The 13,028-nt window shown below is 65.9% G+C and carries 12 protein-coding genes; 2 read left to right on the top strand and 10 right to left on the bottom strand.

Annotated features, from left to right (window positions below; genetic code table 11):
• The first annotated feature begins 59 nt into the window (after positions 1–59).
• The gene (locus tag ABDC78_RS09835) at positions 60–1,208 is read left to right on the top strand and encodes a thiolase family protein (RefSeq protein WP_178362046.1); all 1,149 of its coding nucleotides are present in this window, start codon (positions 60–62) and stop codon (positions 1,206–1,208) included.
• Here ABDC78_RS09835 and ABDC78_RS09830 read toward each other — a convergent pair.
• The 8 genes from ABDC78_RS09830 to ABDC78_RS09795 all read right to left on the bottom strand — a co-directional run bounded on the left by ABDC78_RS09830 (position 1,205) and on the right by ABDC78_RS09795 (position 9,760).
• Positions 1,205–2,401, bottom strand: a complete 1,197-nt coding sequence (locus ABDC78_RS09830; protein WP_178362045.1) for an acyl-CoA dehydrogenase family protein — start codon at positions 2,399–2,401, stop codon at positions 1,205–1,207. The two genes, ABDC78_RS09835 and ABDC78_RS09830, sit on opposite strands and share 4 nt — an antisense overlap.
• Before the next feature lie 3 nt (positions 2,402–2,404).
• Positions 2,405–3,445: an acyl-CoA dehydrogenase family protein gene (locus ABDC78_RS09825; RefSeq protein WP_178362044.1), complete on the bottom strand. Its 1,041-nt coding sequence runs from the start codon at positions 3,443–3,445 to the stop codon at positions 2,405–2,407.
• A 2-nt stretch (positions 3,446–3,447) separates the two neighbouring features.
• Positions 3,448–4,290: an amidohydrolase family protein gene (locus ABDC78_RS09820; RefSeq protein WP_178362043.1), complete on the bottom strand. Its 843-nt coding sequence runs from the start codon at positions 4,288–4,290 to the stop codon at positions 3,448–3,450.
• Positions 4,287–5,918 (bottom strand): acyl-CoA synthetase, encoded by a 1,632-nt coding sequence (locus ABDC78_RS09815; protein ID WP_178362042.1) that lies wholly within the window; start codon positions 5,916–5,918, stop codon positions 4,287–4,289. Before ABDC78_RS09815 ends, ABDC78_RS09820 begins: the two co-directional genes overlap by 4 nt.
• 1 nt (position 5,919) lies before the next feature.
• Complete coding sequence (locus ABDC78_RS09810) at positions 5,920–7,143, bottom strand: amidohydrolase family protein (protein ID WP_347133417.1); 1,224 nt, start codon at positions 7,141–7,143, stop codon at positions 5,920–5,922.
• A complete protein-coding gene (locus ABDC78_RS09805; RefSeq protein WP_178362041.1) occupies positions 7,140–7,976 on the bottom strand; it encodes an enoyl-CoA hydratase in 837 nt (278 codons plus the stop codon). Before ABDC78_RS09805 ends, ABDC78_RS09810 begins: the two co-directional genes overlap by 4 nt.
• A 205-nt stretch (positions 7,977–8,181) precedes the next feature.
• The gene (locus ABDC78_RS09800; protein ID WP_178362040.1) at positions 8,182–8,979 is read right to left on the bottom strand and encodes an SDR family oxidoreductase; all 798 of its coding nucleotides are present in this window, start codon (positions 8,977–8,979) and stop codon (positions 8,182–8,184) included.
• A 19-nt stretch (positions 8,980–8,998) separates the two neighbouring features.
• Positions 8,999–9,760 (bottom strand): crotonase/enoyl-CoA hydratase family protein, encoded by a 762-nt coding sequence (locus ABDC78_RS09795; protein ID WP_178362039.1) that lies wholly within the window; start codon positions 9,758–9,760, stop codon positions 8,999–9,001.
• Positions 9,761–10,040: 280 nt separating this feature from the next.
• Between ABDC78_RS09795 and ABDC78_RS09790 the strand changes: the two genes are divergently transcribed.
• Entirely contained in the window at positions 10,041–10,787 is a 747-nt protein-coding gene (locus ABDC78_RS09790; protein WP_178362038.1) for a TetR/AcrR family transcriptional regulator C-terminal domain-containing protein, read from the top strand.
• A gap of 92 nt (positions 10,788–10,879) precedes the next feature.
• Here ABDC78_RS09790 and ABDC78_RS09785 read toward each other — a convergent pair whose 3' ends face one another.
• The gene (locus tag ABDC78_RS09785; protein WP_178362367.1) at positions 10,880–12,055 is read right to left on the bottom strand and encodes a thiolase family protein; all 1,176 of its coding nucleotides are present in this window, start codon (positions 12,053–12,055) and stop codon (positions 10,880–10,882) included.
• 78 nt (positions 12,056–12,133) lie between these two features.
• Entirely contained in the window at positions 12,134–13,009 is an 876-nt protein-coding gene (locus ABDC78_RS09780; RefSeq protein WP_178362037.1) for an enoyl-CoA hydratase/isomerase family protein, read from the bottom strand.
• Positions 13,010–13,028 lie beyond the last annotated feature (19 nt).

The following is a 13,028-nucleotide window of genomic DNA, read 5'->3' as shown; positions in this document are numbered from 1 at the left end:
TACCGTAAGATTTACCGTTGGTTCATTTCCGCAGGCCGGATTGTTCGGAGGTACCTGAGATGCACGATGTCGCCATCATCGGTGTGGGCTTGCACCCGTTCGGCAGATTCGAGGGTAAGTCGGCGATGGAGATGGGTGTGGACGCCATCACCGCCGCGATCGACGACGCAGGCGTGGCCTGGAACGACATCCAGTTCGGCGTCGGCGGCAGCTGGACCGTGGCCAATCCGGATGCCATCGTGGGCATGGTCGGCCTGTCTGGAATTCCCTTCACCAACGTGTTCAATGCGTGCGCTACCGCCGCGAGCGCCACCAAGGCGTGCGCAGACGGAATCCGCTTGGGTGACTACGACATCGGCATCGCAGTCGGCCTCGACAAGCACCCCCGCGGAGCCTTCACCGAGGATCCCGGGCTGGTCGGCATGCCGAGCTGGTACGCCGAGAACGGCCAGTATCTCACCACGCAGTTCTTCGGCATGAAGGCCAACCGCTACCTGCACGAGCACGGGATCAGCCACCGGACCCTGGCCAAGGTGGTCAACAAGAATCTCCGAAACGGTGCCCTGAACCCCAACGCGTTCCGGCGAAAGCCGATGGACGAGGACGCCATCCTGGACTCCCCCATGCTGAATTACCCTCTGACGCAGTACATGTTCTGCTCCCCCGACGAGGGTGCGGCCGCGGTGGTGATGTGCCGCGCCGACCTCGCCCACCGCTACACGACGAACAAGCCGGTGTTCGTCCGTGCGGTCGAAGTGCGCACCCGCAAGTATGGCGCGTACGAGGTCAATACCACCTTCGCGCCGGTGGAGGAAGACGTTGCACCCACCGTGTATGCCGCAAGGGCGGCCTTCGAGAAGGCGGGCATCGAACCATCGGACGTCGATGTGATCCAGTTGCAGGACACCGACGCCGGTGCCGAGATCATCCACATGGCCGAGGCCGGCTTCTGCACCGATGGTGATCAGGAGAAGCTGATCGCCGAGGGCGCCACCGAGATCGGTGGGTCGATGCCGATCAACACCGACGGCGGCCTGCTGGCCAATGGCGAGCCGATCGGCGCGTCGGGGCTGCGGCAGCTCCACGAGATCGTCCGTCAACTGCGCGGCGAAGCCGGCGACCGGCAGATCCCGGGTGAGCCGAAAGTGGGGTTCGCACAGCTCTACGGCGCACCGGGGACGGCGGGCGCCACCATCGTGACGACCTAGGGCTTGGCCCCCGGCGCCGAGTAGTTCGGCTTGCCGAGGCCGAGTGCGTACTGCGCGATCATGTTGCGGAACACCTCGAGGGTGCCGCCGTAGATGCCGACCAGCGGCGCGAACCGGTACACGTACTCGGCTGCGCCGTCGTCGGCGGCCCCGTCGGTGCCGATCGGCAGCGCCGACGCGGCACCCAGGATGTCCATCAGGTCCGGTGAGATGTCGCGCATCGTCTGCGCGAGCGCCACCCGACCGAAGATGCTGGGCGCCGACAGCGACGCCTCCATTCTGGCCACGCTGCGCCCCAGCCGGTAGGCCACGGAGCCGTCGTCGATCAGCCTGCGGCCGTTGGGGTCTGCGGCTGTCGACTTCGCCGCGGCCTTGTCGACCGCGGCAGCCATGAAATTGGCCTGGTGCATCATGATCGACACGTCCTGCAGACCGTCGACGGATGTGTCCACCGCACCGTGCTCGACATTGAGCGGTTCCCGGACCACCGTCCACCCACCGTTGACCTCACCGAGTCGGTACCTGTCGTCCACCCGGACGTCGCTGTAGTAGACGATGTTGGTGCGGTCGCCGTCGACGGTGCGGATCCCCTGGATCTCGATGCCGGGAGTGTTCAGCGGCACCAGGAACATGGTGAGGCTCTTGTGTTTCGGGGCCGTCGGGTCGGTGTTGGTGATGAGGAAGACGTACTGGCAGTTGTGAGCCCCGGTGGTGAACATCTTCGACCCGTTGATGATCCAGCTCGACCCATCCGCCTCGCGGACCGCCCGGGTCTTGCAGGTCGCCACGTCGGATCCGCCCTCGGGTTCGGTGTATCCGAGGCACATCCGCACGTGTCCGGTGTACACCCGCGGCATCACCTCGTCCCTGAGCTCCTGCGAACCGAACTTCTCCACCGACCGCGCGATCATCGCGGTGGTGCCTGCGGTCACCCAGGGCACGTGCGCGCGACGCTTCTCGAGCTCCCAGATCCGCCGCTGCACTCTGGTGAAGGCCCGCCCGGAGTCGGACTTCCACTCTCGCTCCCAGTATCCGGCGGCGCCGATGGCCAGATGCACGCCCTCGTCGAAGTTGTCGCCAGTTTCGCGATCGCGCCGCAACACGTCCTCGGTGACGATCTCGTGCAGGAATTCCCTGGTCGCGTCGAGGAACTTCTGGTCGTCGTCGTCGAGTTGCACTCGTGCGAAGTCCATGGCTCAGCTCCGTCCTTCGCGCTCGGCGACGATCGCGGCGATGTGTTGTGCAGTTTTGCCGGGGTCACCGCCGGCGATCGCCCAACCTCTGGCACGGACGAGGTAGGCGGTCGCCGCCGCCTCGGCCGAGACTCCGAGCCCGCCCTGCACATGGACGGCCATCGTCGCGGCCTTTGCCGCTTCCTCGGCCATGAACACGAAGACCGACGGCGCCAACTCGGGCCGCTCGTCGGGTTCGTTGTCGAGGAACCAGGCCGCGCGTCGGGCGAGGTTGCGGCCCCCCTGCACGGTGATGGCGATGTTCGCCAGCGGATGGGAGATGCCCTGCAGGGTGGAGATCGGGACGCCGAGCGTGTAGCGCGACTTCGCGAACTCCGCGGCGATCGTCATCGTCTCCTCGACGAGGCCGACCAGCGCCGCACCGGTCAGCAGCCGCCATTCATCCAATGCGCGTTGGTATTCGGTGAGCGCCTCGGCGCCACTGGCCACAACTGTCCGAGTGTCGGCGGCGGCGGGGTCCACCCACGCCATCGGCAGCTTGCCGATGTTGTCGACTCGCGCCGGCCGCGACGCAAAGGTCAACTGCACGATCTCGTCGCCGTCGCGGACCACGATGTGATCGGCGATCGATCCGGTCGGGATCAACCTGACCCCGGACACGCTGTCCTGCTGGGCGTCCAGGCCCACCAGTTGCGTGCCGTTGACCACATCGGGATCGACGGTGCCCAGCCGGGCCAGCAGCCGGGCGGCGCAGACATGATCTATCCACGGCACCGGGGCCAGCGAGCGGCCGATCTCCTCGGCGACCAGCGTCAGATCGACCAGCGTCGCTCCGTCGCCGCCGACCGACTCGGGAAGTGCCATCGTCGTGGCGCCCATGGCGCACAGACGTTCCCACAGGTTCTTGTCGAATCCGGACTCCTCTGCGGCGCGGACGGTTTCGATCGTGCAGCGGGTGCCGAAGAAGTCTCTGTAGGCCGCCTGTAAGGCTTGATGATCTTCGGACAGGCTGTAGTCCAGCCTGCGTAATTCGTAGCGGTCCATCGTCAATCGCCTTCCTGCCCGAAGAAGAAGCTGTTCGCGTTGTTGTAGAGGTAGTTGTCGAGGACATCGGTCGGCAGATCCAGCGCAAGCGCCTCCGGGACGACACGGCTCTGCCGCAGCACCGGCCAGTCGGAGGCGAAGATCACCTTGGTCTTCCCACGGGTGCGCATGTAGTGCAGCAGGCTCTCCGGCAGTCGCTTGGGCGACCATGCCGAGGTCATGATGCGCAGGTTGGCGTACTTGATCAACAGCCGGATCGCCACGTCCCACCACGGGTCGGCACCGTGGATCATGCACAGCTTCAATTCCGGAAAGCGCACACACACCCGGTCGAGGTGGATCGGGTTCTGCACTTCACCGGGGATCGGCGGGCCCGGAAGGCCGGTGTTGACACACAGCGGCAGGTCGAGTTCGGCGCACTTGGCGTACAGCGGGTAGTACACCGCGTCACTGGGCGGATACATGCCGTCCCCCCAGAAGCTCGGGCCGACGGCCGCATACGTGATGGGCAGATCGGCGCGGACGGCGGCGAGTTCACGCAGCGCAGGCACCGGGCGGAGCAGGTTGATGCCACCGATCGCGAGGGAGAACCGATCGGGGCGCTCCTGGGCAAACGTGCGCGCGGTGACCGACGGCTTGACCAGGTTGTCCATCAGGATCGCCTTGGCGACACCGTGTTCGTCCATCTCGTCGAGCAGCGCCGACATCTCCACCTGCTCGTAGAGCGACTGCGGACCCTTGAAGTAGTCGTCGCGCACCTTGAGCATGAACTCGGGCTGCTTGGCGGTCTCCCCGAAGTGGACGTTGACCAGGCAATCGATGACCCGGTCGACACGCGCTGTCATGGCTGACCTGCCAGCGCATCACTAGGTGCCACTTGGCTTTTCGCCCACCGGTAGTCGGCTTTGCCGTTGCCGAGACGGCGGACCTTCTCGACGAAGATGAACTCCTTGGGCGCCTTGAACCGCGCCAGCGCCTCGGTGCAAGCCGTGTGCAGCGACTCGGGCGCCACGCTGACCTCGGCGTGTGTCTGCACCAGGGCCACCAGTTCCTGCCCCCACCGGTCGCTGTCGCGCCCGACCACCAGCGCGTCGGCTACCGCGGGGTGTGCCCGCAGCACGCCCTCCACCTCCTCGACAAAAACCTTCTCGCCCCCGGTGTTCACCACCAGCGAGTCCCGTCCGAACAACCGCAGCGTCCCGTCGGACTCCAGGGAGGCGCGGTCACCGGACACCACCACCCGCTGTCCTTCGATCACCGGGAACGTCGCGCGGGTGGCCTCGGCATCATCGAGGTAGCCCAGCGGAATCCGACCCTTCCGCACCACCCAACCGACCTCGGGGTCGCCGGGTTCGGCGAACCGCGTCATGTCCGCCGACGCCACGGCGCCGCCTTCGCGAAGGTCGAAGGTTTCACGATGCGAACCGCGCTGGTTGTGACCGAAGCCCATGTTCCCGGTCTCCGACGATCCGTATCCGTTGATGATGGTCACCTGGGGCAGCTTCTCCAACAGCGCACTCACGTGCTTGGGATTGGTTGCCGCACCGCCGGTTCCGATTGCATAGATCGACGACAACTCGTAGCTGTTGGATTCGAGTTCCTCGATCAGCGGGGACGCGTAGGCATCACCGACCATCGTCATCAGCCCGACCTTCTCTCGCTCGGCGGTCTGCCACACCGCCTGCGGATCGAACTTCGCCCGATCGTCGTACAGCACCACCGGAAGGCCGGCGAGGGTGCCCGAGAACACCGTCCACAACCCCGCGGCGTGCATCAGTGGCGACACCGCGAACCACGGTGCGCCGGTGTTGCCGACCACCTTGTCGTGGATCTCGGTCGCGGATTCGTGGTCCGCGCCCACCATCGACGAGACGTAGGTGTCGCTCTGGCGCCAGAGCACCCCCTTGGGGCGGCCGGTGGTGCCTCCGGTGCAATACATGATGAGGTCGTCGGGGCTCGTCACGATGCGGTTGTCCGGATCACCCATGACCACTGCGGCATCCAGCGACACCGACCCTGGCAGCGCTACCGCCTCGCTGCCGTCGTCGACGGCGATCATCAGCTCGCAGCCCTCTGGGGGAAGAACGTCGGCGAACTTCTCACCCAGCGCCCGGTGGTACACGACCGCGCGGGGTTTGACGTAGGCCAGAAGGTCGGCGACCTCGCGCGGCGAGTAGTGATGGTTGACGTTCACCGGGACGGTGCGGGCCTTCAGTGCACCCACGACGACTTCCGGGTAGCGGTCGTTGTACATGATCAGCGCGATCCGATCCTGCCCGCACTCCCAGTTCGCCAGCTCGCCACGTTGCCGGTGGGTCCCGAAGCCGTTGGCGGCCAAGAAATTCGCGAGCCGCCGGGTGCGCAGCGCCATCTCCCCGTAGGTGGTCCGACGCTCGCCGCACACCGTCATCGTCCGATCGCCGACGACGTCGGCGATGGCGTCGACGACGTCGCCGATGGTCCACTCCCCCATGTCAGACGGACGCCGTCACATCAGCGCCGATGAGCGTGAGTGCGTTGTCGCGCATCACCTTTCGGGTGTCCTCGTAGCTGAACTGGGGAAACTGCGGGATGTCCGCGGTGAACGTCATCGGGTCGGCGAGGCCCTCCCCGTGCGGCCAGTCCGAACCGAACAGGATCTTGTCGACGCCGATCGTGTCGGCGAGCACCTGCACGTCGTCCTCGTAGTACGGCGCGATCCACACGTTGTTGCGCAGCTGCTCGACCGGATCTTCCCTGTAGTGGTACGGCGCGGTGTTGGCCGATTTCTTCAGCCGCTTGATCAGGCGGTACACGAAGTACGACCCGTTCTCGATGCTGGCGACCTTGAGCTTGGGATGCCGGGTGAACACCTGGTGGACGATCATCGAGGCCATCGCGTCGTGAATGGCACGGTCATCGAGCAGCACCTGGTCGAGTGGATCTTTTTTGCCGAAGCCCTCGAACGTCGCCTTTCCTCCCCACAGTGCCGCGATCGCGAGGTAGCCACTGTCGGACAGATGGAAGACCACAGGCACTCCGGCTTCGGCCAGCCGGGCCCACACCGGATCGTGCAGCGGGTCTCCGAGCGAGCGGGGTTTGACCACCCCGGGTACCGGCGCGGGCCGCACACACACGATCTTGGCGCCCCGGCTCAGGACGAACTCGACTTCCTCGACCGCCTTGTCCGGATCAGCCAGCGAGATGATCGGTGCCGACAGGAACCGGTGGTCGGGACGGTCGAAACCCCAGTCCTCGTCCAACCACAGGTTGAACGCGTGAACCGTGGCCATCGTCGCTTCGACGTCGTGCTTGAGGGCCTCCTCCACACCACACGCGAAGGTCGGCAGCATGAACACCGTCTCGAGGTTCTGCTTGTCCAGGACCTTCAGCCGGGCGTCACGGTTCTGGTACTCGGGATGGTCCGGCAACCGGTCGACCTTCATCAGCGATGCCGGATCGACCCCCTCGGGAATCTCACCGCGGAACAGCAGGTCCAGGCAACCCGGCTCGATGATCGGATCGAACGTCGGGTTCGGGATGAAGTGGTTGACCACGCCCCCCATGACGGCGAAGGTCCGCTTGCCCTCGGTGAGCATCTGCACGCCGCGGCGCTTGAACTCCTTGGGCAGGTGGCGGGTGCACGAGTCGATCGTCTCGTAGTAGTGGTTGTCGACGTCGATCGCCCGGTAGTCCAGTGGCTGCACGTTCTCTGTCACGGCGTCTCCTCCTCGAGCGCTGGGAAGCTGGGCTGTCGCTTTTCGAAGAACGCGGTGATGCCTTCGATGAAGTCGGGCCGCTGCATGGACTCGTGCATCAGTTTCTCTGCTGCGGCACTGGTGTCGTGGACGTTTCGCAAAGCGTCGTCGTAGAGCTGGCGTTTGATCACCGCGAGCGAACTCGGCGCGCAGTTGCGGGCCATGTCTTCCGCGTAGGCCAGTGCCCGCGGCAGAAGTTCCTCGGGCGGGACCACTTCCTTGACGAGGCCGAGTTCCTTGGCTTCGTCGGCGAAGAAGGTGCGCCCGCTCAGCAGTAGATCCTGCGCAGCGCTCCAGCCGGCGATGCGCGGCAGGATCCACGAGATCCCGTACTCGGCGATGAGGCCCCGGCGAGCGAACGCGGTGGTGAACTTGGCGCCTGCCGCGGCGAACCGGATGTCACACATCAGGGCCTGCGTGAGTCCGATGCCGGCGCAGGCGCCGTTGATCGCGGCGATCACCGGCTTGCGTAACTGGGTGACGAAGTACGGGTGGCGTTCGCCCACGAGCTTGGTCACGTCGGTGTCACCGCCTGCGTCGGCGCCCCCGATCGTGTCGAGATCACCCATGTCGGCCCCCGCGCAGAATGCGCGTCCACTGCCCGTGAGCACGATGACCCGGACGTCGGGATCGGCCTCGGCGCGGTCGATGCACCGGTAGAAGGCGGCGGCCAGACCACCGCCCCAAGCGTTCATGCGTTCGGGCCTGTTGAGCGTCACCACGGCAACGCCGCTGTCGCGGAGTTCGAAGAGCACCGGGCTCTTCGGATCGGACTCGGCTTCGGAAACGGTCACTGCGACCTCATCGCCCCATCGGCTCCTCAAAAGCGGTTCCAACTCGATGTTTGCACATACTGTACACCTATCGGTATTGCCTTCCGCAACGCTGTTGGAGCTGTCGGAGATCAGGTTTCGAGCAGGCCGAGACGTTCGTACGGCCGCCAGATCCGGACCGAGGCGGCCTCGCGCGGAACCGCTTGTCCCGGTCGATGGAATCCGGTCAGGTGAAGTCGCTTCCACCGTCGACGTTGATGTCGGCACCGGTCATGTAGGAGTTGCGCCGCGACACCAGAAACGCGACGACGGAGCCGATCTCGTCGGGAAAGCCGGCTCGCGGGAGGTGGGCGGGGTGGCCGAAGTGTTCGTCGATCGCGGACATCAATGCGTACGGGTCGCTGCCGTCGACACCGACCGACTCGGCCCAGCCGAGCAGCGAATCCGAAGCGATGCTGCCCGGAGAGACCACGTTGACGAGGATCTCGTCGCGGGCCAGCAGCAGCGACAGGTTCTTCGAGATGCTCGTCACCATGGATTTGGCCGCGGTGTAGGCCGGCAGGATCACACTCTGGCGCTGCGTCGAGTGGGCAGAGAAATTCACGATGCGGCCCCACTGCGCCTTGCGCAGCATCGGCAGCGCGGCTCGAACGCAGTGCACCATGCCCATCACGCCCTCGTCGACCGCGCGGCGCCAATCGTCGTCGCTGAGGTCGTCGAAGGTGCCGCGGACCGACGGGCCGACAGCGTTGACCAGTATGTTCAGCTCACCATCCCACCGGTCGCCGAGATCAGCGAAGAGTTGCCGGACCTGAGCCTCGTCGGAGATGTCGGCGACACAACCCAGGGCCTCCGGACTTCCCCTGTCCCGCAGGTCCGTTGCGGCACGGTCCACCGCCTCCCGGGTGCGCCCGACCACCGCCACCCTCGCACCGTCGTCGGCGAGACACCGTGCGGTCGCCAAGCCCATACCGCGGCCCCCGCCCACGACGACGGCGGTGGCGTCCCGTAAGCCCAGGTCCATCCGAGTCCGTTCGGCTCAGTCAGGTTCCCGTCCAGTTCGGCGCACGCTTCTCCGCGAACGCCGTCGCGCCCTCCATGGCGTCCTTGGACGAGAACACCGGCATGATCAGTTCGTTCTGTTTGTCCCACATCTCGTCCTCGCTCCAGCCTGCCGACTGCGCGATGATCTGCTTGGTGACCGCCACCGCCAGCGGGCCGTTCGCGGTGATGCGCTCAGCGAGAGCCAACGCACCGGCCAGCGCCTCACCCGGTTCGGTGACGACGTTGACGAAGCCCCATTGCGAGGCCTCCTCGGCGGTGAAGTTGTCCCCGGTCAGGGCCAACTCGAGGGCCTTCTGGTACGGGATGCGGTGGGGCAGTCGCAGGAGTCCGCCACCGGCAGCCACCAGCCCGCGCTTGACTTCGGGAATGCCGAACTTGGCGTTTCGGGCCGCGACGACGAGGTCGGTGGCCAACACGATCTCGGTGCCGCCGGCCAGCGCGTATCCCTCGACCGCGGCGATGACCGGCTTGCGTGGCGGGCGCTCGGTGAACCCGATACCCCGGCCCGGGATGGCGGGAACCTCACCGGCCATGAACGCCTTGAGGTCCATGCCCGCACAGAAGGTGCCGCCGGCCCCGGTCACGATCGCCACCGAGAGCTCGTTGGTGTCGTCGAGCTCGTCCATGGCGTCGGCCAGACCCTGGGCCACGGCGAGGTTGAACGCGTTGCGCGCCTCCGGTCGATTGATGGTGATGACCAGGACCCGTCCCTGACGCTCGGTGAGAACCTCGTCTGCCACTGTGCCCCTTTCGCCTGCCGCACTTCACCGTTCGCGCGATGTCGCCGGATATTGCTGGAAAACCTTACTATAGGACTTACAGTAAATGAGTGGAACGATCGTGGGGACTGCCGAGCGGACGCCGGACGGTAAGGTCACGGTCACGGCGGCCCCGCGACACGACTGCAAAGGCGCAGTTCAGACTAGTGGCTGCGGGTAACTTGACTCGCGGTAACTGAACGACGACCGACCCCGCTGCAGGAGCTGCACGTCGCAGGATCGAATGATGGAGGTGCTCTGAGTGGCCAAGCAGGCGACCGCGGAGAAGCGTCAGCGACGTGAACGCGGTTCCATCAACCCCGACGACATCATCAGCGGTGCATTCGAACTCGCCGAACAGGTGTCGATCGACAATCTGAGCATGCCGCTTCTCGGCAAGCACCTGGGCGTCGGAGTCACCAGCATCTACTGGTACTTCCGCAAGAAGGACGACCTCCTCAACGCGATGACGGATCGCGCGCTGCGCCAGTACGTCTTTGCCACGCCCTACGTCGAGGCGAAGGACTGGCGGGAGACGCTGCGCAATCACGCCCGGGGGATGCGGAAGACGTTTATGGGCAACCCGATTCTTGCCGACCTGATCCTCATCCGGTCGGCGTTGAGCCCCCGCGCAGCCAAGATGGGTGTGCAGGAGGTGGAGAAGGCGATCAGCAGCCTGGTCGAGGCGGGTCTGTCGCCCGAGGACGCCTTCGACACCTACTCGGCGATGTCGGTCCACGTCCGCGGATCGGTGGTGCTGCAGCGACTCCGCGAGAAGAACCTGAGCTCCGAAGATGGCCACGGCGACATCGACGACACGATGACGATCGACCCGGAGAGCGCCCCGCTTCTTGCGGCCGTCACTCAGCAGGGCCATCACCTCAGCGCGGCCGACGACCGCAACTTCGAGTTCGGGCTCGAATGCATCCTCGACCACGCCGGCAAGCTCATCGAGGCGAACAGAAAGCCTGCGCGCAAGCCGGCGAAGGCCGCCGCGCGCAAACGCTGACCAGCGCCGCCACACCCCAGCGCCGAAACTGTATTCCACGCGGCCGTGCATCGAATTTGCGCGCGCGGAATACAGTTTCGGCGGTGTTCGTGTCAGACCTCGACGATGACGGCGCCGCCCTGGCCGCCGCCGGCGCACATCGCCGCCATGCCGATGCCACCGCCGCGACGCTGCAATTCGTAGATGAGCGTGGTGACCATGCGGGCGCCGGATGCGGCGATCGGATGTCCGAGGCTGCATCCGCTTCCGGAGAAGTTGACCAGGTCCTCGTCGAGTCCGTACTCCTTGCACGCGGCGATCGGCACGGAGGCGAACGCCTCGTTGATCTCCCACAGGGTGATGTCCGACGGCTTGAGTCCGGCCCGGTCGAGCACCTTGGCGATCACCCTGACCCCACCGAGGCCGGTGTCGCGCGGTGCCACGCCGATGGCGCCCCAGGCGCGCACGGTCGCCATCACGTCGAGTCCGTTCGCGGCGGCGTAGTCACGCTCGACGAGTGCGACCCCGGCGGCGGCGTCGTTGGTGCCGCTGGCGTTGCCCGCCGTGATCGAGAAGCCTTCGATCTCGGGGTGCAGCACCTTGAGCCCGGCCAGCTTCTCCAGCGTGGTGTCGCGACGGGGAGACTCGTCGACGCTGAAGTCGACGACCGATCCGTCGAACTGGGTCACCTTGAGGGGGACGATCTCGTCGACGAACCTGCCGGCGTCGATGGCGTCGACGGCACGCTTGTGTGACCGCACCGCCCAGACGTCCATTTCCTCACGGGTGATGCCCGCGGACTGGGCGGTGTTCCAGCCCACGGTGATGGACATGTCCTTCGACGGCGCGTCTGCTGTCTCGACGTGGGTGGGCGGCATCCAGCGTTCCTCGAACTTCAGCTCGGGGCCGGGAATGCGCCAGTTCGTCAGCGGGGTCATCGACAGCGACTGCACCCCGCCGGCGATCAACACCCGCTCCATCCCGGAGCCGATCTGCGCCGACGCGTTGCCGATCGCGGTCAGGCTGCCGGCGCAGTGCCGGTTGACCGACTGGCCCGGAACATGTTGGAGACCTGTGGCGTCGGCAGCGTAGCGTGCCAGATCGCCTCCGCCGTAATGTGATTCGGCGAAGATGATGTCGTCGATGTCAGCGGGGTCGACACCGGAGCGCCGGACCACCTCGGGCAGGACGGTGGTGATCAGTGTCTCGGGCGGCGTGTTGACCAGCGTGCCCTTGAATGAGCGGCCGATGGCCGTCCTGGCAGCACCGACGATGACGGGTGTTGGCATGTTCTCGACCTCGGCTTCCACGTGAGTGAACTTTACAAAAGTAGCAGATACTGTAGCGCTGGTTACAGGTGAGCCGGGTCACTCCGGTTCGGCGACGTGGAAATGTTCGTCGCGCAACCGGAACGCCTCCCTGGTGCCGTGCTGCGCGCGGGTCTTGACGAAGTTGAATTCACCGGGTGCGAACTGCAGGTTCGTGCCGTAGGCGTGGAAGAGGTAGCTCGCCACCTCCTCGCCCTGATACGCCTGGCTCTGCTCGACCAGGCGGAAGGCCTCCTTGGCGATCACGACCCCGTCGGCGGGCATTTTCGCGGCCTTCTCGGCCCAGTACCGCGCCCGCGCGACCACCGAATCGGCGTCGCAGGTGTCGGTGAAGATCCCGAGGTGTTCGACGTCGGCGGCCTCGATGATGTCGCCGGTGAGCAGCATGCGCCGGGCCAGTACAGGTCCGAGGCGATGGAAGAACATGTGCAGGCTGCCGAGTGCGGGGCCCAGGAATCGGGTTGCGGGCATCCCGATCTTCGTGGAGCGCCCGATCACCGAGATGTCGGTCATCAGCGCCATCTCGAAGCCGCCGCCCAGTGCGTAGCCGTTGATCTCGCCCACCGTGACCTTCGGAAAGCCCATCAAATTGTGGTAGAAGCCGAACGCCCTACGATCCACCGTGAGCCTGCGCCGTTGGCTCGGGCGGCGTTTCTGCTCGGGAGCGTCTTGAGAGCCGTACCAACCGTAGGCATTGTTCATGTCGGCCCCGGTGCTGAACACCCCCTCGGCCCCGCGCAGCAGCACCACGGTGATGTCGTCGTCCTCGGCGACGTCGTCGAGGTAGCGCGCGAGCAGTTCACGCATCGACGCGTCGTAGGAGTTGCGCTGCGCGGGATTGTTCAGCGTGATGGTCGCGATGCGCTTGTCCCGGTCCACGTCGAACAGCACACGGTCATCAGCGGAGGTGGTCATGGCTGGTTCCTGTCGGTTG

Origin of the sequence: Mycobacterium sp. DL (assembly GCF_039729195.1) — a bacterium.
Classification (GTDB): domain Bacteria; phylum Actinomycetota; class Actinomycetes; order Mycobacteriales; family Mycobacteriaceae; genus Mycobacterium; species Mycobacterium hippocampi_A.
Note: the sequence above shows the minus strand (reverse complement) of the source record. Positions and strands in the feature narration are given on the sequence as shown.

Coding starts and splice junctions, on each gene's coding strand:
- ABDC78_RS09780 (WP_178362037.1), bottom strand. CDS start 13,009: ATGACCACCTCCGCTGATGACCGTGTGCTGTTCGACGTGGACCGGGAC.
- ABDC78_RS09785 (WP_178362367.1), bottom strand. CDS start 12,055: ATGCCAACACCCGTCATCGTCGGTGCTGCCAGGACGGCCATCGGCCGC.
- ABDC78_RS09820 (WP_178362043.1), bottom strand. CDS start 4,290: ATGACAGCGCGTGTCGACCGGGTCATCGATTGCCTGGTCAACGTCCAC.
- ABDC78_RS09825 (WP_178362044.1), bottom strand. CDS start 3,445: ATGGACCGCTACGAATTACGCAGGCTGGACTACAGCCTGTCCGAAGAT.
- ABDC78_RS09830 (WP_178362045.1), bottom strand. CDS start 2,401: ATGGACTTCGCACGAGTGCAACTCGACGACGACGACCAGAAGTTCCTC.
- ABDC78_RS09835 (WP_178362046.1), top strand. CDS start 60: ATGCACGATGTCGCCATCATCGGTGTGGGCTTGCACCCGTTCGGCAGA.
- ABDC78_RS09800 (WP_178362040.1), bottom strand. CDS start 8,979: ATGGACCTGGGCTTACGGGACGCCACCGCCGTCGTCGTGGGCGGGGGC.
- ABDC78_RS09815 (WP_178362042.1), bottom strand. CDS start 5,918: ATGGGGGAGTGGACCATCGGCGACGTCGTCGACGCCATCGCCGACGTC.